Origin of the sequence: Gordonia araii NBRC 100433, from assembly GCF_000241265.1 — a bacterium.
GTDB lineage: Bacteria > Actinomycetota > Actinomycetes > Mycobacteriales > Mycobacteriaceae > Gordonia > Gordonia araii.
Genome location: NZ_BAEE01000068.1, coordinates 1 through 18,649, shown reverse-complemented (window position 1 = coordinate 18,649; position 18,649 = coordinate 1). Strand labels below are relative to the sequence as shown.

The 18,649-nt window shown below is 68.0% G+C and carries 18 protein-coding genes; 11 read left to right on the top strand and 7 right to left on the bottom strand.

From position 1 onward, the window contains the following. Positions 1-14 precede the first annotated feature (14 nt). Positions 15-1,304 carry an alpha-hydroxy-acid oxidizing protein gene (locus GOARA_RS15900; RefSeq protein ID WP_040523719.1) on the top strand — a complete coding sequence of 430 codons (1,290 nt, stop codon included), beginning with the start codon at positions 15-17 and terminating at the stop codon, positions 1,302-1,304. Here GOARA_RS15900 and GOARA_RS15895 read toward each other — a convergent pair. Together GOARA_RS15895 and GOARA_RS15890 are read right to left on the bottom strand one after the other, a co-directional pair. Next, a complete protein-coding gene (locus GOARA_RS15895; protein ID WP_007323435.1) occupies positions 1,301-2,167 on the bottom strand; it encodes an oxygenase MpaB family protein in 867 nt (288 codons plus the stop codon). The two genes, GOARA_RS15900 and GOARA_RS15895, sit on opposite strands and share 4 nt — an antisense overlap. A 113-nt stretch (positions 2,168-2,280) precedes the next feature. After that, positions 2,281-3,147 carry an oxygenase MpaB family protein gene (locus GOARA_RS15890; RefSeq protein ID WP_007323434.1) on the bottom strand — a complete coding sequence of 289 codons (867 nt, stop codon included), beginning with the start codon at positions 3,145-3,147 and terminating at the stop codon, positions 2,281-2,283. A 181-nt stretch (positions 3,148-3,328) separates the two neighbouring features. Between GOARA_RS15890 and GOARA_RS15885 the strand changes: the two genes are divergently transcribed. From GOARA_RS15885 to GOARA_RS15855, 7 genes are all read left to right on the top strand, one after another. Next, positions 3,329-3,937: a TetR/AcrR family transcriptional regulator gene (locus GOARA_RS15885; protein WP_007323433.1), complete on the top strand. Its 609-nt coding sequence runs from the start codon at positions 3,329-3,331 to the stop codon at positions 3,935-3,937. Further along, positions 3,930-4,559, top strand: coding sequence for a TetR/AcrR family transcriptional regulator (locus GOARA_RS15880; RefSeq protein WP_007323432.1), 630 nt, complete (start codon positions 3,930-3,932; stop codon positions 4,557-4,559). Before GOARA_RS15885 ends, GOARA_RS15880 begins: the two co-directional genes overlap by 8 nt. Positions 4,560-4,671: 112 nt before the next feature. Further along, entirely contained in the window at positions 4,672-5,883 is a 1,212-nt protein-coding gene (dinB, locus tag GOARA_RS15875; RefSeq protein ID WP_007323431.1) for a DNA polymerase IV, read from the top strand. 62 nt (positions 5,884-5,945) lie between these two features. Further along, positions 5,946-7,238: a TrpB-like pyridoxal phosphate-dependent enzyme gene (locus tag GOARA_RS15870; RefSeq protein ID WP_040523714.1), complete on the top strand. Its 1,293-nt coding sequence runs from the start codon at positions 5,946-5,948 to the stop codon at positions 7,236-7,238. 108 nt (positions 7,239-7,346) lie between these two features. Continuing rightward, positions 7,347-8,495, top strand: a complete 1,149-nt coding sequence (locus GOARA_RS15865) for an acyl-CoA dehydrogenase family protein (RefSeq protein ID WP_007323429.1) — start codon at positions 7,347-7,349, stop codon at positions 8,493-8,495. Positions 8,496-8,507: 12 nt separating this feature from the next. Next, on the top strand, positions 8,508-9,731 hold the full coding sequence (locus tag GOARA_RS15860; protein WP_007323428.1) for an acetyl-CoA C-acetyltransferase: 1,224 nt from the start codon (positions 8,508-8,510) through the stop codon (positions 9,729-9,731). Between the two features lie 175 nt (positions 9,732-9,906). Beyond that, on the top strand, positions 9,907-10,539 hold the full coding sequence (locus GOARA_RS15855; RefSeq protein WP_245548443.1) for a GntR family transcriptional regulator: 633 nt from the start codon (positions 9,907-9,909) through the stop codon (positions 10,537-10,539). Positions 10,540-11,337: 798 nt separating this feature from the next. Here GOARA_RS15855 and GOARA_RS15845 read toward each other — a convergent pair. From GOARA_RS15845 to GOARA_RS15825, 5 genes are read right to left on the bottom strand one after another with little or no spacing between them, the layout of a single operon-like run. Continuing rightward, entirely contained in the window at positions 11,338-11,793 is a 456-nt protein-coding gene (locus GOARA_RS15845) for a MaoC family dehydratase (RefSeq protein WP_007323425.1), read from the bottom strand. 16 nt (positions 11,794-11,809) lie between these two features. Next, positions 11,810-12,688 carry an HTD2 family dehydratase gene (locus tag GOARA_RS15840; RefSeq protein WP_007323424.1) on the bottom strand — a complete coding sequence of 293 codons (879 nt, stop codon included), beginning with the start codon at positions 12,686-12,688 and terminating at the stop codon, positions 11,810-11,812. Next, entirely contained in the window at positions 12,688-13,428 is a 741-nt protein-coding gene (gene fabG, locus GOARA_RS15835; RefSeq protein WP_007323423.1) for a 3-oxoacyl-ACP reductase FabG, read from the bottom strand. The genes GOARA_RS15840 and fabG overlap by 1 nt, the downstream gene beginning before the upstream one ends. 33 nt (positions 13,429-13,461) lie before the next feature. Next, on the bottom strand, positions 13,462-14,658 hold the full coding sequence (locus GOARA_RS15830; RefSeq protein WP_007323422.1) for an acyl-CoA dehydrogenase family protein: 1,197 nt from the start codon (positions 14,656-14,658) through the stop codon (positions 13,462-13,464). A 37-nt stretch (positions 14,659-14,695) separates the two neighbouring features. Next, entirely contained in the window at positions 14,696-15,886 is a 1,191-nt protein-coding gene (locus GOARA_RS15825; protein ID WP_007323421.1) for an acyl-CoA dehydrogenase family protein, read from the bottom strand. A 107-nt stretch (positions 15,887-15,993) separates the two neighbouring features. On the opposite strand from GOARA_RS15825, the gene GOARA_RS15820 reads away from it, so the two are divergent. The 3 genes from GOARA_RS15820 to GOARA_RS15810 all read left to right on the top strand — a co-directional run. Continuing rightward, positions 15,994-17,205, top strand: coding sequence for an acetyl-CoA C-acetyltransferase (locus tag GOARA_RS15820; RefSeq protein WP_007323420.1), 1,212 nt, complete (start codon positions 15,994-15,996; stop codon positions 17,203-17,205). A 40-nt stretch (positions 17,206-17,245) separates the two neighbouring features. After that, positions 17,246-18,379: a CaiB/BaiF CoA transferase family protein gene (locus GOARA_RS15815; RefSeq protein WP_040523757.1), complete on the top strand. Its 1,134-nt coding sequence runs from the start codon at positions 17,246-17,248 to the stop codon at positions 18,377-18,379. An 88-nt stretch (positions 18,380-18,467) separates the two neighbouring features. Beyond that, the coding region (locus GOARA_RS15810) for a CoA transferase (protein ID WP_007323418.1) at positions 18,468-18,649 on the top strand (182 nt) is incomplete at its 3' end.

The following is an 18,649-nucleotide window of genomic DNA, read 5'->3' as shown; positions in this document are numbered from 1 at the left end:
CTAGGCTGATCCACGTGGATCAGGGATTCGGACGCGCACGCCAAGACGCCATCTATCGGGCCGGCATAGCCGACCACCGCCCCAAGATCCCCACCGATTTCGCCGAACTCGAGCGCCGCGCGCGCGACGCCATGTCGGAGAAGGCATGGGCCTACATCGCCGGGGGTGCCGGGGAGGGCGAGACGATGCGCGCCAACCGGCGCGCGCTCGACCGGTGGGCCATCGTGCCCCGGGTCTTGCGCGACACCTCGCAGCGATCGCTGAGTATCGAGCTGTTCGGCCAGACGCTGCCTGCTCCGCTGCTCGTGTCCCCGGTCGGGGCGGGCGGACTCGTCAAGCGCGACGCCGACGTCGAGATCGGCAAGGCCGCCGCGGCGCTGGGCCTGCCCTACATCCTGTCCAACCAGGGCAGCGCGGCGATGGAGGACGTCGCGGCGGCGATGGACGCGGTCACACTGGGTGCGCCCCGCTGGTTCCAGCTCTACTGGTCGGTCGACGACGATCTCGTCGACAGCTTCCTGCGGCGTGCCGAGGCGATGGGTGCCGCCGCGGTCGCGGTCACCCTCGACACCACCATGCTCGGGTGGCGTCCCCAGGATCTGAACCTGGGGTCGCTGCCGTTCGCGCGCGGCGAGGGCATCGCCCAGTACACCCGCGACGAGCGTTTCCGGGCGATCGTCGACGAGAAGGTGCGCAACCCCGACCCCGATGCGCAGCAGCCGAAACCGTCGGTCGGGGCGATCAAGACGCTGGTGTCGATCGCCCGCAACGCGCCGGGCAGCTGGTGGCGCAACCTGGTCGACAAGCACCCGCGCGCCGCGGTCGAGACCTTCCTGTCGATCTATTCGCGTCCGAGCCTGTCCTGGTCGGACATCGAGGGACTGCGGGAGCGGACGAGTTTGCCGATCGTGCTCAAGGGCGTGCTGCACCCCGACGATGCACGGCAGGCCGTCGACCTAGGCGTCGACGGAGTCCTCGTCTCCAACCACGGCGGACGCCAGATCGACGGATCGATCGGGTCCATCGACGCGCTCGTGGACGTCGTCGACGCGGTCGCGGGGCGTACGAAAGTCCTGGTCGATTCAGGGATCCGCACCGGCGCGGATGTGTTCAAGGCGCTGGCACTCGGCGCCGACGCCGCCTGTATCGGTCGGCCGCACATGTACGGCCTGGCCATCGACGGCGAGGCGGGAGTGCGCGACGTCCTGGCGAACATCGCGGCCGAACTTGACCTCACCGTCGGACTGTCCGGCCACACCGACGTGGCCGCGTTGGACCGCGGAGCGCTGAAGAAGGTCGACTAGACCAGCGGGCGGCCGGTCCGCTGCCGACGGCGGACGTCGGCCAGCAGCAGCCGGAACGGCAACTCCTGCAACGGTTTGGGCGTCAGCCGCGTCGCCGCCCGGAGCACCACGTTCTGCGCGGCGAAGAATCGCTGCTGCGCCGGGGTCGGGTGCAGCCGCATCATGTCGCGGAACTCCGGCGGCAGGTAGCCGAGGGTGAGGGCTTCGCCGAACCAGCCGAAGAGGAAGGCCGGCACTTTGCCGGTGAAGGTCAGCTTGACCAGTTTGGTGAGGTAGGCGCGCACCTCGGGGTCCATCTCGATTCCCGCGACGGTCTCGTCCCAGTACCGCTGGAAGTCCGCGCGGGTCGCCGGCCACATCTCGTAGGGCATTTGCAGTGTCGTGCCCATCGTCGCGGCTTGCCGGTAGGTCTTCTCCGAGAGGTCGGAGGGGCGGCCGTAGAGCCGCGCGATGTCTTCCCACCCGCGGTAGAGACAAGCCGCCACCCATAGCTGCAGCTTCGGGTCCATCGCGTTGTACTTGACCGGCGAATCGTGGGTGGAGTGGACCTGGCGGTGTGAGGAGTTCACCGCCTCGCGGTAGGCCTTGCGGTCCTCCGGCGTCCCGATGGCGGCGACGGCGAGATAGGTGAGGGTGGTGCGGGTCCGCTTGACCGGGTGCTTGAGGATGTTGCCGGACTCGACCTTGCTCTCCACGACGCCGCGGCCGACCGGCACGTTGGCGAGCTGCATGACCACGTTGGCGGGTCCGGCCAGCAGGGCGGCGATGTACAGGTTGATGTCGGGCGACGTCAGCGCATCCATCTCGTCGCGGGACATCCGCTTGGGGCGTTGGTCGGCGGGGACGTGCGTCATTGCAGTCATGGTCGCTCCTCGTTCTATGGCCGATTGTCCCACCTGCCGAACGGATTTGGTGTGACAACGTTCGTTATCACTTAATTCAACGCCGGTGCGAGGGCGTTGTCAACGGATGGCAGCTAGACCAGCGGTAAGCCGAGGCGACGGCGCAGTCGGACGTCGACGAGAAGCAACCGGAAGGGGAGCTGCTGGATCGCCTGCGGGGTGACTCGGCCGGTGGTGCGTCCGACCAACGTCATGGCCTCGAACAGTCTCTTCTGGGCGGGCGTCGGATGCAGCCGCATCATGTCGCGGAACTCGGCGGGCAGGTAGCCGATCGTCATGGCCTCGGAGAACCAGCCGAACAGCGCCTCGACGACCGGCCCGAGGTTGGCGACGCGTGCGAGCCGGGCGAGATAGTCGCGCACCTCGGGATCCATCTCGATCCGGGCGACCGTTTCATCCCAGTACTGCTGGAAGTCCGCGCGGGTTGCGGGCCACATCTCGTACGGCATCTGCAGCGTCGTACCCATGACCGCACCCTGCCGGTAGGCCTCTTCGGTGAGGTCCGACGGCCAACCGTTGAGTCGGACGGTGTCCTCCCACCCCTTGTACAGGCAGGCCGCGACCCATTTCTGCAGCTCGGGGTCCATCGCGTGGTAGGAGACCGGCGACTCGCTCGTCGACCGGACGTGACGGTGGACCGAGTTGACCGCGTCGCGGAAGGCCTTGCGGTCCTCGGGCGTGCCGATCGCGGCGACGGCCAGGTAGGTGGCGGTGGTGCGGGCGCGTTTTATCGGGTGCTTGAAGGCGCTGCCCGACTCGACCTTGCTCTCCACGACCCCGCGGCCGACGGGGGCGTTGGCGAGCTGCATGATGACGTTGGCGATGCCGGCGAAGATCCCTGGTGCGTACATCTTGAGGTTGGCGGCCTGCAGCGCGTCGCGTTCCTCCCGGCTCATCCGCGCGGGCGTCTCGATTGTCGTCGCGCTGGTCGATGCGGTCATGTGTTGCTCCCTTGCAACCCGGGCGTCGCCGACTGACAACGACCGTGCCCACTTCGCATTGAACGCCTGCCGCCCGTCGTTGTCCAGTACCGTGGGTCCCGGGTATGCCGATCCGACGGCGCGTGGGGCGCGTGGCCGGAACGCCGTTGCCCTCGTCGGCGTCGATGACACAATGGAAGGCATGCCTTCCCAGTCAATGACCGCGCTGCGTACGTACGCCGGCGAACACGGCGACGAACGCGTCGCCCGTCGTCGCCAACAGCTCTTGGACGCCGCGCTGGAAACCCTCGGGTCCAGCGACGGCGGTTCGATCAGCGTTCGCGGGGTGTGTCGGGAGGCGCGGCTGACGGCGCGCTACTTCTACGAGAGCTTCGCGTCGGCCGACGATCTGGTGGCGGCGACCTACGACCGGGTCATCGAAGAGATCATGGTGAACGCCAGCGAGGCGTTCTCCCGGCGGACCAATATTCGCGATCGGGTCCGCGAGGCCGTCGCCGCCATCGTCGCCGTGATCGACGGCGACCGTCGCAAGGGGCGGCTGCTGTTCTCGCCGACGCTGGTGTCGGCGACGCTGGCGACCCGCCGGCTGGCCGCCACCCAGAAGTTGGCCGCGATAACCGCCCAGTCCGCCGCCGGCGCGCACCACACGGCGTCGCCCGCCGACGTCGCGGCCGCCTACTACCGGGTCGGGGGGTTGGCCAACCTGCTGGCGGCGTGGCTCGACGACCGGGTCCAGATGAAGCGTGACGAGCTGATCGACGCCTGCACCGAGCTGCTTCTCGGTGGCTAATTCCGCACCCGCCGCCGACTCCGCGAGGGGTGCGTGGCGGGAGTACGCCCCCCGCTCCCTGCCTGCGCCGCTCGAAGCGGCGCTGGAGGCTTTCGCCGAACACGGCTACCACGGCACCTCGGTCCGGGAGATCGCCTCGCGGGCCAATCTGTCGGTCCCCGGCCTGTATCACCACTACCCGTCGAAGCAGTCCTTGCTGCAGGGGCTGATGGAGCTGACCATGCTCGACCTGCTGCAACGGTGCGAGAGCGCGGTCGCCGAGGCCGGGCCGGACGCGGTCGGGCAGTTCGACGCCATCGTCGAGGCGCTGCTGCGCTTTCACATGTTCCGCCAGAAGCAGGCCTTCATCGGTTCATCGGAGATCCGCAGCATCAACGACGACTACCGGGCCACCTATATCGGTTACCGCGACCGGCTGCAGCACATGGTCGACGACATCATCGTCGCCGGGATCGCCAGCGGGGACTTCGCCACGTCGTCCCCTGGCGGGGCCGGCCGCGCGATCGCGACGATGTGCATCGGCGTGTCCACCTGGTACCGGTCCGACGGCGAGATGACCCCCGACGAAATCGTCGCCGAGAACCTCCGGTTCGCGCGGGCCATCGTCGGGTACGCGGCCTAGCCGGCCAAAATCGTCCTCGTAGCGGCCCGTCGTGGTCATATCGTCCATCACGGCGGCCCTGGGCGACGTTTTTGTACGGGTCCGTGTCCGACCCGGGTGACACCATTCCGGAATGAGAATCGGTCCGGGTGAACGCAGCGAGGCATCGATCCTGCACGCCGACCTGGACTCCTTCTACGCGTCGGTCGAGCAGCGCGACGACCCGACCCTGCGAGGCCGGCCCGTGCTGGTCGGAGGGGGCGTCGTCCTCGCCGCGAGCTACGAGGCTAAGGCGCTCGGCGTCCGCACCCCCATGCCCGGTCGGGAGGCGCGGGTCCTGTGCCGGGGGCGGGCCGCGGTCGTGCGGCCCCGGTTCCCCGCCTACGTCGAGGCCAGTCGCGCGGTGTTCGAGGTCTTCCACGACACCACACCGGTCGTCGAGGGCATCTCGGTCGACGAGGCTTTTCTCGACGTCGGCGGGCTGCGCCGGATCGCCGGGACGCCCGAGCAGATCGCCGCCCGCCTGCGCGAGCGGGTCCGCGACGAAGTCGGCTTGCCCATCACCGTCGGGGCCGCGCGCAGCAAGTTCCTCGCCAAGGTGGCCAGCGCCGTGGGCAAACCCGACGGACTGCTCGTCGTGCCGCCGGGTGGCGAGCTCGATTTCCTCCACCCGTTGCCGGTGCGACGCCTGTGGGGTGTCGGCGCCAAGACCGAGGCGCGTCTGGCCGACGCCGGGATTGCGACGGTCGGGGACCTCGCCGCGCTCGGCGAGCAGCATCTCGGCCGGCTGCTGGGGCCGGGCGCCGGCAGGCATCTGTACGCGCTGTCCATGGCGCGGGACCCGCGCAGGGTGGAGACGGGACGCCGGCGGAAGTCGATCGGGGCCCAACGCGCACTGGGGCGCCGGATCAAGTCAGAAGACGACATCGAGGCGACGTTGATCGCCATCGTCGACGGGTTGGGTAAGCGGCTGCGCACGGCACGGCGGCTGTGTCGAACCATGGTGCTGCGACTACGTTTCGACGACTTCGAACGGGTGACGCGCTCCCGTTCGATCGGTGAGCCGACCGACTCGACGGCCGTGGTTCTGGCCGTCGCCCGCGGACTGTTCGAAGAGGCACTGCCCCTCATCCGCGAGCGCGGCTGCACCCTCGTCGGGCTGTCGCTCACGAACCTGTGCTCCTACGACGCGGTCCAGCTGGTCCTGCCCTTCGAGGAGGATCACGACGCCGAACTCGACGTGGCGATCGACGATCTGCGCACCCGATACGGCCGGGATGCCGTCACCCGCGGCCGGCTCGTCGGACGCCACCACGGCGACGACGCCCCGATGCTGCCGGACTGAGGGCTTCTCGTCCCGGGTGAAACCCGCACTCGGCCCGGTGACGCTGGCCTACAGTGGCCCCCATGACCGCAACCGAAACGTCCGACATCGTCGTCGTCGACGTGCCGACGCACTGGTACAACCTCGCCGCCGAGCTGTCCGAACCCATCCCGCCGCACTTGCACCCCGGCACGAAGGAGCCGGTCGGTCCCGACGATCTCGTCGCGCTCTTCCCGATGGGACTCATCGCGCAGGAGGTGGCGAGCGAGCCGTATGTCGAGATCCCCGAAGCAGTGCGGGAGATCTACAAGATGTGGCGGCCGTCGCCGTTGCTGCGCGCTCGCAAGTTCGAGGAGGCGCTGAACACCAAGGCGCGGATCTACGTCAAGTACGAAGGCGTCAGCCCGGTCGGCAGCCACAAGACGAATTCCGCTGTCGCGCAGGCCTATTACAACTACGTCGACGGAGTCACCAAGCTGACGACGGAGACCGGTGCCGGCCAGTGGGGAAGTGCGCTCGCCTTTGCCGGCGCCCAGTTCGGCATCGACGTCGAGGTGTGGCAGGTGCGGGCCTCCTACGACTCCAAGCCCTACCGCGGCTATCTGATGCGGACCTACGGGGCGACGGTGCACCCGAGCCCGTCGGACCTCACCGAGTCCGGCCGGGCCATGCTCGCCAAAGACCCGGATACAACGGGCAGCCTGGGGATGGCGGTCAGCGAAGCCGTCGAGGTCGCGGCCAATGACCCGGCGGCCCGTTACGCTCTGGGCAGCGTCCTCAATCACGTCGTGCTGCATCAGAGCGTCATCGGCCAGGAGGCCGTCGAGCAGCTGTACCGCGTGGAGCCCGACGGCGCCGACATCGTCTTCGGTTGCGCCGGTGGCGGATCGAACCTCGGCGGCTTGGCGTTCCCGTTCATCCGCGAGAAGATCCACGGCCGGTCCAGCCCGCGCATCGTCGCGGCCGAGCCTGCCGCGTGTCCGTCGATCACGCAGGGCGAGTACCGCTACGACCACGGCGACGTCGCCGGGCTGACGCCGCTGCTGAAGATGCACACCCTCGGGATGGACTTCGTCCCCGACCCGATCCACGCCGGCGGCCTTCGCTATCACGGGATGGCGCCGGCGTTGAGCCACACCGTCGAACTCGGCCTGGTCGAGGGCGTCGCGATCAGCCAGCACGACGCCTTCGCCGCCGGGGTGCAGTTCGCCCGCACCCAGGGGATCGTGCCTGCGCCGGAATCGACGCACGCGATCGCGGCCTGTGCCGCCCGCGTCGCCGACAGCGACAACGAGGAGGTCGTGGTCATCGGCCTGTCCGGACACGGCCAGCTCGACCTGCCCGCCTACGCGGAGTTCCTCGACGGCGGCTTCTAAAACTCTGCCGTGTTCAGAGTGGTGAGATCGGCGGCAGGCTGCGAGCGCCGAGGTGCTGCGTATTATATACAATTCACGGGAGATGATTGAGCTCAAGGACGGTGGCGCATGGCGCTGACCAAGGACGAAGAAGAGATGGTCGCGCTGGTGCGCGACTTCATCGACCAGCGGGTCGTCGGGAACGTGCGGGAATTCGACGAGCCCGATGTGTACCCGGAGGCATTCATCGAGGAGATGAAGGAGCTGGGATTCTTCGGCCTTCTCGCTCCCGCCGAATACGGCGGCGTCGACGTCAGCATGGCCTGCTTCGCCCGCGTGTGCGAGGAACTCGCCCGGGGCTGGATGAGCCTGGCGGGCGCGATCGGCGGCCACTCGGTGATCACCTATCTGATCAAGACCTTCGGCACCCAGGAGCAACGGGACAAGTACCTCGTGCCGATGGCGGAGGGAAAGATCCGCGCGACCATGGCGCTCACCGAGCCCGGTGGCGGCAGCGACCTGCAGGCGATGCGCACCAATGCGGCACCGTCCGGTGACGGCTACGTCATCAACGGGTCGAAGACGTGGATCTCGAACGCGGCGCACTCCGGTCTATTCGGACTGCTGTGCCTCACCGACCGCGCCGCCAAGCCGGCGCACAAGGGCATGAGCGTCCTTCTGGTCGAGCCGGGGGAGGGCTTCACCATCTCCAAGAAGCTCCCCAAGCTCGGCTATCGCGGCGTCGAGGCCTGCGAGCTGGTGTTCGACGGCATGAAGGTGTCCGCCGATGCCGTCCTGGGCGGGGAGCCGAATAAGGGCTGGGCGCACATGATGCGTGGGCTGGAGGTCGGCCGCATCCAGGTCGCGTCCCGCGCGCTCGGCGTCGGGCAGGCCGCGCTGGAAGCCGCCACCAGATACGCGCAGGAGCGCGAGTCCTTCGGCCAGCCGATCTGGAAGCACCAGTCCGTCGGCAACCTGCTCGCCAACATGGCGACCAAGCAGCAGGCCGCGCGGCTGCTCACCGTCGACGCCGCCGACAAGCTCGATCACGGCGTGCGCGCCGACATGGAAGCCGGCATGGCCAAGCTGTTCGCCTCCGAGACGGCCATGGAGATCGCGCTCGACGCGATCCGCGTGCACGGCGGTTACGGCTACTCCAAGGAATACGACGTCGAGCGCTACTTCCGCGACGCCCCGCTGATGATCGTCGGCGAGGGCACCAACGAGATCCAGCGCAACGTGATCGCGGCGCAGCTGATCGCCCGCAACAAGATCTGAGAGGACTGACAGATGACAGCCCAAGGATTGCGCCGCGCGGCCATCGTCGCCCCGCTGCGCACCCCGGTCGGCACGTTCGGCGGTGCGCTCAAGGACCTGCCCGTCGAAGACCTGGGGGCCACCGTGGTGCGGGCCGTGGTCGAACGTTCCGGCATCGACCCGGGACGCATCGACGACGTGGTGTTCGCCCAGTCGTACGCCAACTCGGAGGTGCCGTGCGTCGGCCGGTGGCTGGCGCTGCACGCCGGGCTGCCGATCGAGGTGCCCGGCATGCAACTCGACCGCCGCTGCGGCGGCGGGCTGCAGGCCATCGTGACCGCGGCGATGATGGTGCAGACCGGCGCTGCCGATGTTGTCTTGGCCGGTGGCGTCGAATCGATGAGCCGGATCGAGTATTACTCGACGACGCAGCGGTGGGGTGCGCGCAGCGGCAATTCGGTGCTCTACGACCGGCTCGACCGGGGCCGCGAGCGGTCCCAGCCGGAGGACCGGTTCGGCAAGATCTCCGGGATGATCGAGACCGCGGAGAACCTCGCCAGCGACTACGGCATCAACCGTGAGGCAGCCGACGCCTACGCCGCCCGCAGCCATCGGCGCGCGTCGGCGGCCTGGGATGCCGGAAAGTTCGACGCCGAGGTCGTGCCGGTTACCGTGCCGAAGCGCAAAGGCGATCCCGTCGTGTTCGCGCGCGACGAGGGCATCCGGCCCGACACCACCCCGGAGTCGCTCGCGACGCTGCGCACGATCATGCCCGACGGGACCGTCACGGCGGGCAACGCCAGCCAGCAGAACGACGCGGCGGCGGGGCTGCTCGTCGTCGCCGAAGACCGGTTGGAGTCCCTGGGCCTGCAGCCGATCGGCTTCCTCACCGGTTGGGCAGCTGCCGGTTGCGACCCGGCCCGGATGGGCATCGGACCGGTGCCCGCCGTCACCAAGCTCGCACAGCGCGCCGGCACGACCGTCGGCGGGCTGCTCGACGCCACCGACGTCGTCGAGCTGAACGAGGCATTCGCCGTCCAGGTGCTCGCCGTACTCAAGGGCTGGGGCTGGGACGACCAGGACCGGGTGAACGTCAACGGGTCGGGCATCTCGCTCGGACACCCGATCGGCGCGACCGGCGTCCGGATGGTCACGACGATGCTGCACGAACTGCAGCGTCGCGGGGGCGGCACCGGACTCGCGACCATGTGTGTTGGCGGCGGCCAGGGGCTGGCGGCCACGTTCGAGGGCATCTGACAGCACAGTTCGACCGGATCAACCAGGTCACTTCCGGTGCGGCACCGGCCCCAGCAGCCGGCAGATTCGGCATAATGGATAAAGCTTGCAGCCCAAGGGAAAGGTTGAGCGGGTGGTGGAGACCTATGGGGCCTTGCCCCGTCCTTCTGGTGCGCGACAGCAACTATCCGAGGACGTGGCGGCGTACGTCCGCGAGTTGATCATCTCCGGCAGCGTGCTCCCCGGCGAATTCCTGCGCACCGAGCCGATCGCCGCTGCGGTCGGTGTCAGCAACACGCCGGTTCGGGAAGGGCTGCTGATCCTCGCCGGTGAGGGTTTCGTCGAGCTGGTGCCGCGGCGCGGGTTCGTGGTGAGCGCGTTCAGTCCACAGGACGTGCGCGACCTGTTCTGGGCACAGGCGGCGTTCGCCGGAGAACTTGCCCAGCGGGCGGCCGAGAAGATTTCCGAGGCCGAGCTGGACCACCTGCGCGAAGTCCTGGATCTGCACCAGAAGGCGCTAGAACGTGGAGACCACGAGACGACCGTCCGTTGCGGCCACGACTTTCATCGCACGATCAATCTCGCCGCGGATTCGCGACGGTTGGCGATGATGCTCGGCGGCATCGTCAAGCAGCTGCCGAACCGCTTCTACAACGACATCGAAGGCCACAACGACGACACGATGGAGGCGCATCCGCGCATCATCGACGCGCTGGCATCGCGCAACGGTGAACTCGCCGCCGAACTCATGCGCGCGCACATCATGTCCGGCGCCGACGAACTCGTCTCACAGTTGTCCAAGCAGGGGCTCTGGGCAGAGAGTCCGTGATCACACCCGAGCCCGACGTGCCACCGATCGTGCCCAGAATCTCGCCGACCGTGCCCAGAATCTCGCCGACCGTGCCCAGAATCTCGCCGACCGTGCCCAGAATCTCGCCGACCGTGCCCACTTTTTCGGCGACCGTGCCCAGATTTCCGGCGATCGTGCCCAATCGCCACCGCGCCGGCTTGCGCCGGACTACGGAGCGCACGACCAGCACGATGAATCATCCGACAGGCGTTAGCGGCGGATTGGTACTCGCCAACCTCAGGAATCACACTAGATAACAAAGCGCTACTGGAGTGTTCAACTTTCTTGACTATCTCGCGATCTTGCGCTGGCAGGATTCATCCGGGATCGACTCACCCCCGACCAGGGGGAGGAGCCCGATCTACCGCTTGACGATCACGCTTGTCAACGACCGTATGCGAGATCGCACGTCAGAGTGAGAAGGCGATGGGCAGTGAACGTAGTCAGTGAGATGACCCAGCTGGCGGTCGCGCGCCCTTCCCCCGATGCAGCCCCCGATGTCATCTCGGAGTGGTACGCGGCGAAGGCCAGACTGCATGCCCATCTCGCCTCGGCCGGCGGTCCGGACAGTGCGCGCGAAGCGGCCCTCTCCTTGCAAGCGGAGCTCCGAGCAAAGCAGATCTTGAGTAGCTAATAGCCACCGTCGTGGCACGGTGGGCGCAAAGGCGGGCACGGTCGGCGAGATTCTGGGCACGGTCGGCGGAAATCTGGGCACGGTCGGCGCAAAAGTGGGCACGGTCGGCGAGATTCTGGGCACGGTGAGCCGCTGACACGCCGTCAGGGGGTGATGACGACGAGTGTCTCGGCGACGCACGCCGGCTTGGCGGCGCCGTCGGCGGACACGACGTACTTCACGGTCAGCACGGCACCCGCCGCACTCTCGCTCAGATCGGTGAAGGTCGCCGTCGCCGTCAGCGAGCTGTCCACCGGCACCGGCGACGGAAAGCGGACCTTGTTGGCGCCGTAGTTGATTCGCGCGCCCCCGAAATCGAGGTTGAACAGGTCGGCACCGAACAGTGGGATCAGCGACAGCGTGAGGAAGCCGTGCGCGATCGGGGTGCCGAACGGGCCGGCCTTGGCGCGCTCGGGATCGACGTGGATCCACTGGTGGTCGCCGGTCGCGTCGGCGAAGGCGTTGATCCGCTCCTGATCGATGACCAGCGGCGAGCTCGGGCCGATCTCCTCGCCGATCGCGGCGCGTGCTTCGTCGAGGGAGGTGAACGTACGGGACATGGTGGCTCCTAGCGGTTCAGGCGAGTTCCAGTTCGACAGTCGTGTGCGCCCCGGCGTCGCTGCCGCCGGGACCCAGTAGTTCGACGGTAGTTCCTGAAGGGGTCGGTGTGGCCACCAGTTGTGCCGATTGTCCGCAGAACAGAGGCGCGGAGTTCCGGTGCGCCAGCGCGGTGACCCGGCTGGTGCCGGCCAAGCGGTGGGTCTCGGCCAGCGCCAGTGTCATCAGCGGACCGTGTACGACGAGGCCCGGGTAACCCTCGACGCCGGTCGCGTAGGGCCAGTCGTAGTGGATGCGATGCGCGTTGGCCGTCGCCGCGGAGAACCGCATTAGGAGCGTCGGATCGGTGCGGAACTCCCACCGACCGTCCCCGGCGTGGACGATGGGCGGGCCGGCCGGCGTCATCGCCGCGGGTTCGGCGGGCGACGGCGATTGGTCGCCGGATGTACCGGCGGCCTCCCGGTAGATGATGTTCTGCTTCTCGATCACGGCGGGGGTTCCGTCGGGGGCGAGCAGGGTCGTCGACGTCACGACGATGACGAGTCGCCCACTGCGACCGTGCTTTTCAGTCACCGACTCGACGCTGGCCTCGCGGCGAATCTCGTCACCGACGCGCAGCTCCCCGTCGAAAGTTGCCGATCCGCCGGCGAACATGCGGCGCGGCAGCTCGACCGGCGGCAGGAAGGAGCCGCGGAACGGGTGGCCGTCGATGCTCAGTCGCGACGACGGCGCCCAGCGCGGCAGCGCCACCCAGTGCCAGAGCGTCGGCAGCGGATCGCCGGGGCCGGGGACGGGGAGACCGTCGTCGAAGAGTGCGGCGAGGGCGGCCACCGGTCCGGGGTCGAGGAGTTCGGTGGAGACGACGGTGTGCGGTTCCCAGTCGGAGAACCCGGCCATCACATGTACCTTCCGCCGGTAACCTCCAGGACCGTTCCGGTCATGTACGAGGAGAGGTCGGACGCCAGGAAGACGGCGACCTTGGCGATCTCGTCCGGCTCGCCGGCGCGGCCCATCGGGATCTCGGCCATCTTCGACTCCCACGCCTGCTCGGGCATCGCCTCGGTCATCGGCGTGCGGATCAGACCGGGCTGGATCGCGTTGATCCGAATGCCCTTGGCGGCGACCTCTTTCGCCGCGGCCTTGCTCAACGCGACGATGCCGGCCTTGGCCGCCGAGTAGTTGGTCTGGCCGAAGTTGCCGACCTTGCCCGAGATCGACGACATGTTCACGATGGCGCCGCTGCCCTGTTCCCGCATGATCTCCGCGGCCAGCTTGGTGCCCAGCCACGTGCCTTTGAGGTGCACGTTCATCACCTGGTCGAACTGTTCCTCGGTCATCTTCCGCATCGTGGCGTCGCGGGTGATGCCGGCGTTGTTGACCATCACGTCGAGGGTGCCGAAGCGGTCCACCGACGCTTTGAGCAGCTTGGCGATGTCGTCGGACGAGGTCACGTCGCAACCGACGCCGATGGCGACGTCGCCGCCGATCCCGGCCGCGGCGGCCGCCACGGCATCGTCGTTCATGTCGCCGAGGACGACGTTGGCGCCCTCGTCGACGAAGCGCTTGGCGATGGCCAGGCCGATGCCCTGGGCGCCGCCGGTGATGACGGCGGTCTTGCCGGCGAGAAGGTCAGACATGACAACTCCGTTTCTCTTGTCCGATGCTCGGTATCAGGCTTGGGCGTCGTGCTTGGCTTGCTTCACCAGGCCGCCGCCGATGATGAGGCGCTGGATTTCGCTGGTGCCCTCGTAGAGGCGGAGGAGGCGGACGTCGCGGTATATGCGTTCGACGGGCATCTCGCGCATGTAGCCGCTGCCGCCGTGGACTTGGACCGCCTTGTCGGCGACCTGCCCGACCATTTCGGTGCAGAAGAGTTTGGCGACCGACGGGGCGATGCGGCGGTCTTCGCCGCTCACCCATTTGGCGGCCGCGTCGCGGGCGAGGGCGCGGCCGGCCATGATGCCGGTTTGCATGTCGGCGAGGTGGGCTTGGACGAGTTGGAAGTCGCCGATGGGAACGCCGCCCTGGGTGGTGACGGCGACGTGGCGCAGCGACTCGTCGAGGGCGCGTTGGGCGGCACCGACGGCCATGCCGGAGATGTGCACCCGGCCGCGGGCCAGCGACACCATCGCCGCTCGGTAGCCGGTGTCGACGTCGCCGCCGACGACCGCAGAGTCGGGCACCCGGACACCGCTGAAGGAGACGTTCGACGTCCAGGCGCCCTGCTGGCCCATCTTCTCGTCGTGGGGGGCCACCGAGACGCCTTCGGTGGCGGCCGGGACGAGGAATACCGCGATGCCGGGGCCGTTCTCGTCGGCGGGGCGGGTGCGGGCGAAGGTGACGAAGAGGTTCGCCGTCGCGGCGTTGGTGATGAAGCACTTCTCGCCGTCGATCACCCACTCGTCGCCGTCCTTGACGGCCCGGGTGCGCAAACCCGCGGGGTTGGAGCCGGCGCCGGGTTCGGTGAGGGCGAAGGAGGCGACGACCTCGCCGGAGGCGATCTTCTCCAGCCACTGGGCCTTTTGTTCGTCGGTGCCGAAGTTCACCAGGACCTGTCCGGCGATGCCGTTGTTGGTGCCGAACATCGAGCGCACGGCCAGCGAGGTGTAGCCCAGTTCCATGGCCAGCTCGACGTCCTGGGCCAGGTCGAGGCCCAACCCGCCCCACTCCTGCGGGATCGCGTACCCGAACAAGCCCATGTCCTTGGCCTGTTGCCGCAGATCGTCGGGGATGGCGTCGTTGTCGGCGATCTCGCGTTCACGCGGAACCACCCGAGTGCGGACCCATTCACGCACGGAGTCGCGGATCTGGGCGAAGTCGTCGGCGTCCACTTCGGGACCCGCGATGGCCGGGCTGGCTTCTGGCATCGATGTCTCCTAGTCGGGTGGTTCGGCGGTCGTGGGTCTATAGCGCGTAGTTCTCCAACAGCCTGCGGCCGACAATCATCCGCTGGATGTCGGCGGTGCCCTCCCCGATCAACAGCATCGGAGCCTCCCGGTACAGCCGTTCGATCTCGTACTCCTTCGCGAAGCCGTAGCCGCCGTGAATGCGGAATGAGTCCTCGACGACGTCGCGACAGTTCTCCGATGCGAGGTACTTGGCCATCCCGGCCTCGAGGTCGTTGCGCTTACCGGCGTCTTTGAGGCGCGCGGCCCGGACGACCATCTGGTGAGCGGACTCGACCTTGGTGCCCATCTCGGCGAGCCGGAACAGCACGGCCTGGTGCTCGGCGATGGGTTTGCCGAAGGCCTCCCGCTGCTGTGCGTAGGCGACGCCGAGTTCGAAGGCGCGATGAGCGACACCGACGCCGCGGGCCGCGACGTTGACGCGCCCCACCTCGACACCGTCCATCATCTGATAGAAGCCGCGTCCGGGTTCCCCGCCGAGGATTTGGTCGGCGCCGATACGGAAGCCGTCGAAGAGGAGTTCGGTGGTATCGATCCCCTTGTAGCCCATCTTCTCGATCTTCCCCGGAATGGTCAGACCGGGAGCGACCTCGCCGAAGCCCGGCGATTTCTCGATCAGGAAGGTCGTGAGGTTCTGGTGGGAGCGCTCGTGGCCGAGCGGGGTGCGGACCAGGACCGCGACGAGGCTGGAGGTACCGCCGTTGGTCAGCCACATCTTTTGGCCGTTGATGACGTAGTCGTCGCCGTCGCGCGTCGCCGTGGTGGTGATGGCGGCGACATCGGAACCCAGGGCCGGCTCGGACATGGAGAAGGCGCCGGTCAGTTCTCCGGCGGCAAGGTGGGGCAGGTACTCGGCCTGCTGCGCCGGGGTACCGTGCTGCTGCAGCAGATAGGCGACGATGAAATGGGTGTTGACCACGCCGGACACGCTCATCCAGCCACGCGAGAGTTCCTCGACCACCAGCGCATACGTCAGCAGCGATTCACCGAGGCCGCCGAACTCCTCGGGAATGGTCAGCCCGAAGATGCCCAGTTGTTTGAGCTGCTCGACGATCGCGGTGGGGTATTCGTCGCGGTGCTCCAGTTCGGTCGCGACCGGGAGGATCTGCTCATCGACGAACGCGCGGATCGTGACCAGCATGTCGCGCTGGACATCGGTTAGGTCTGCGGTATCGCAGAGTCTGCCCATTGTTTGCCTCTCGGAGGTTCGTGCGCGGTGCGAGACGCTTGGTCGCTCGTACGCATAGTATATTTTACGAACATTGAGAAGTTGGCGCCGGGTTCTCGGAGGCGGTTGTGCGCGATGCAGTGATTTGTGAGCCGATTCGTACGCCGGTCGGTCGCTATGGCGGCATGTTGGCGACCGTGCCCACCGCGGATCTGGCGTCGACGGTGGTCAGGGCGCTGGTCGAGCGGACCGGCATCGCCAGTGGCGACATCGACGATTGCCTGTTCGGTCAGTGTTACCCGAACGGCGAGGCGCCGGCGATCGGGCGGGTCGCGGTCCTCGACGCCGGGCTCGATGTCTCCGTCCCGGGTTTGCAGCTCGACCGCCGGTGCGGATCCGGGCTGCAAGCCGTGATCGACGCGGCGATGCGCGTGCAGACCGGGATCTGCGACCTCGTTCTGGCGGGTGGCGCGGAGAGCATGAGCCAGGCCGAGCACTACGCGCTGGGACTGCGGTTCGGGCTGCGCGGTCTCGATACCCAACTGTCCGACCGCATCAACCGGGGGAGGGTGACCGCTGGCGGGAAGTTTCATCCGGTGGACGGCGGGATGCTGGAGACGGCGGAGAATCTGCGCGCCGAGTACTCGATCGCTCGCGAAGCGCAGGACCAATTGGCCTACAACTCGCATCGGAAAGCGGTCGCGGCCCAGGAGGACGGGCGGTTCGACGACGAGATCGTGCCGGTCGTCGTCACCACGAGAAAGGGCGAGGTCACACACGAGCGGGACGAGCATCCACGACCGGACATCTCGATGGACTCCCTTGCGGCGCTACGCCCGGTCCGCGCGAAGATCGACGCCGAGTCCACGGTCACGGCCGGTAATGCCAGCGGCCAGAACGACGGTGCCGCGGTCTGCATCGTGACGACCCGGGAGAAGGCAGAGGCGTTGGGGTTGCGGCCGCTGGCGCGACTGGTCACGTGGGCGGTGTCGGGTGTCGAGCCGTCCCGGATGGGCATCGGGCCGGTTCCCGCGACTAAGGCCGTGTTGGAACGCGCCGGAATCGGTCTCGGCGACCTCGATCTGATCGAACTCAACGAAGCGTTCGCCGCGCAGGTGCTGGCGTGTACCGCGGCGCTGGAGCTCGGCGCCGACGATTTCGACCGGGTGAACGTCAACGGTTCCGGTATCTCGTTGGGCCATCCGGTGGGCGCGACCGGTGTCCGAATCCTGTCCACGATGCTGCGCGAACTCGACCGGCGCGACGGTCGCTACGCGCTGGAAACGATGTGCATCGGCGGCGGGCAGGGTCTTGCGGCGATCTTTGAGCGAACGACGTGACAACCGTGGACGTGTATGGCGAGGGAGGTTGGTGGAGCTGGTGAGCAAACCACTCGCCGGGATCCTTGTCGTCTCCCTGGAACAGGCCATCTCGGCGCCGCTGGCGACTCGGCACCTCGCCGACCTGGGAGCCCGGGTCATCAAGGTGGAACAACCCGGGACCGGCGACTCCACTCGTCACTACGACAGCGTGGTGGACGGGATGAGCGCGCACTTCGTGTGGCTCAACTACGGCAAGGAGTCCGCCGCGCTGGACCTCAAGTCCGATGCCGATCTCGCGGTGTTGCGCGGCATCCTCGACAGGGCCGACGTCTTCGTCAGCAATCTGGCTCCCGGCGCCATCGACCGTCTCGGGCTGGGTCTCGACGAGCTGGCGGCCGCGCATCCGCGGCTCATCGTCGTCGATGTCTCCGGTTACGGGAAGGGTGGACCGCTCGACCACAAGCGGGCCTACGACATGTTGGTCCAGTCCGAGGGCGGATCTTGCACGATCACCGGTACACCGGGCCATCCCGCGAAGCCGGGCATCCCGATCGCCGATTGCGGCACGGCGATGTACGTCTACTCGACCGTCCTCGCTGCGTTGTACGAGCGGGAGAAAACCGGCCGCGGGGCCGTCGTCGAGATCTCGATGCTCGACGTCGTCGCCGAGTTCATGGGGCCGGTCCTCAACCAGTACATCCACGCCGGCGTCGACGCGGATCCGGTGGGGATGGGCTCGCCGATGATCGTCCCCTACGGCGCCTACCCGACGGCCGACGGTCAGACCGCCGTGCTCGGCACTACCAGCGATCGCGAATGGCAGCGGTTGTGCGCGATCATCGATCGCCCGGATCTCGCGGTTGACGAGCGCTATGCGCACAATGCCGATCGAGTCGAGCACCGCGGGGATCTCGACGCCGCGGTGGCGCAGTGGTGCGCTGGGCGCAGTCTCCAAGATATTCAGGCCGCCGCCGACGAAGCGGGGATCGGCAACGCGCGGCTCAACCGTGTCGGCGACCTCGTCGAGCATCCGCAGCTCCGGGCGCGTGACCGCTGGCGCGATGTCGGGACGCCCGGCGGTGCGGTGCCTGCGTTGAAGCCGCCCGCCGCGGCCCGGCACTGGGACACGGTTTCCGGTTCGGTTCCCGCGCTCGGCGCCGACACCGAGGCGATCCGCACCGAGTTCGGTTGACTTCAGCGTGACCGCCCGGTCTACAACCCGGACGGAGAGCCAAGCGTAGCCTCGCACCCAGAATCTATCTCGACGAAAGAGGCCGACCTTGTCGGAGAATGCGCGCCCGCTGGACGGGTTGCGGGTCGTGGAGTTCGCCAGCTTCGTCGCCGGCCCGTCGGCGGGGATGACGCTCGCCCAGCTGGGCGCCGACGTGATTCGCGTCGACCCGCTCGGCGGCAACTCCGACTACCGGCGCTGGCCGGTGGACACCGGTTCGGAGAACAGCCT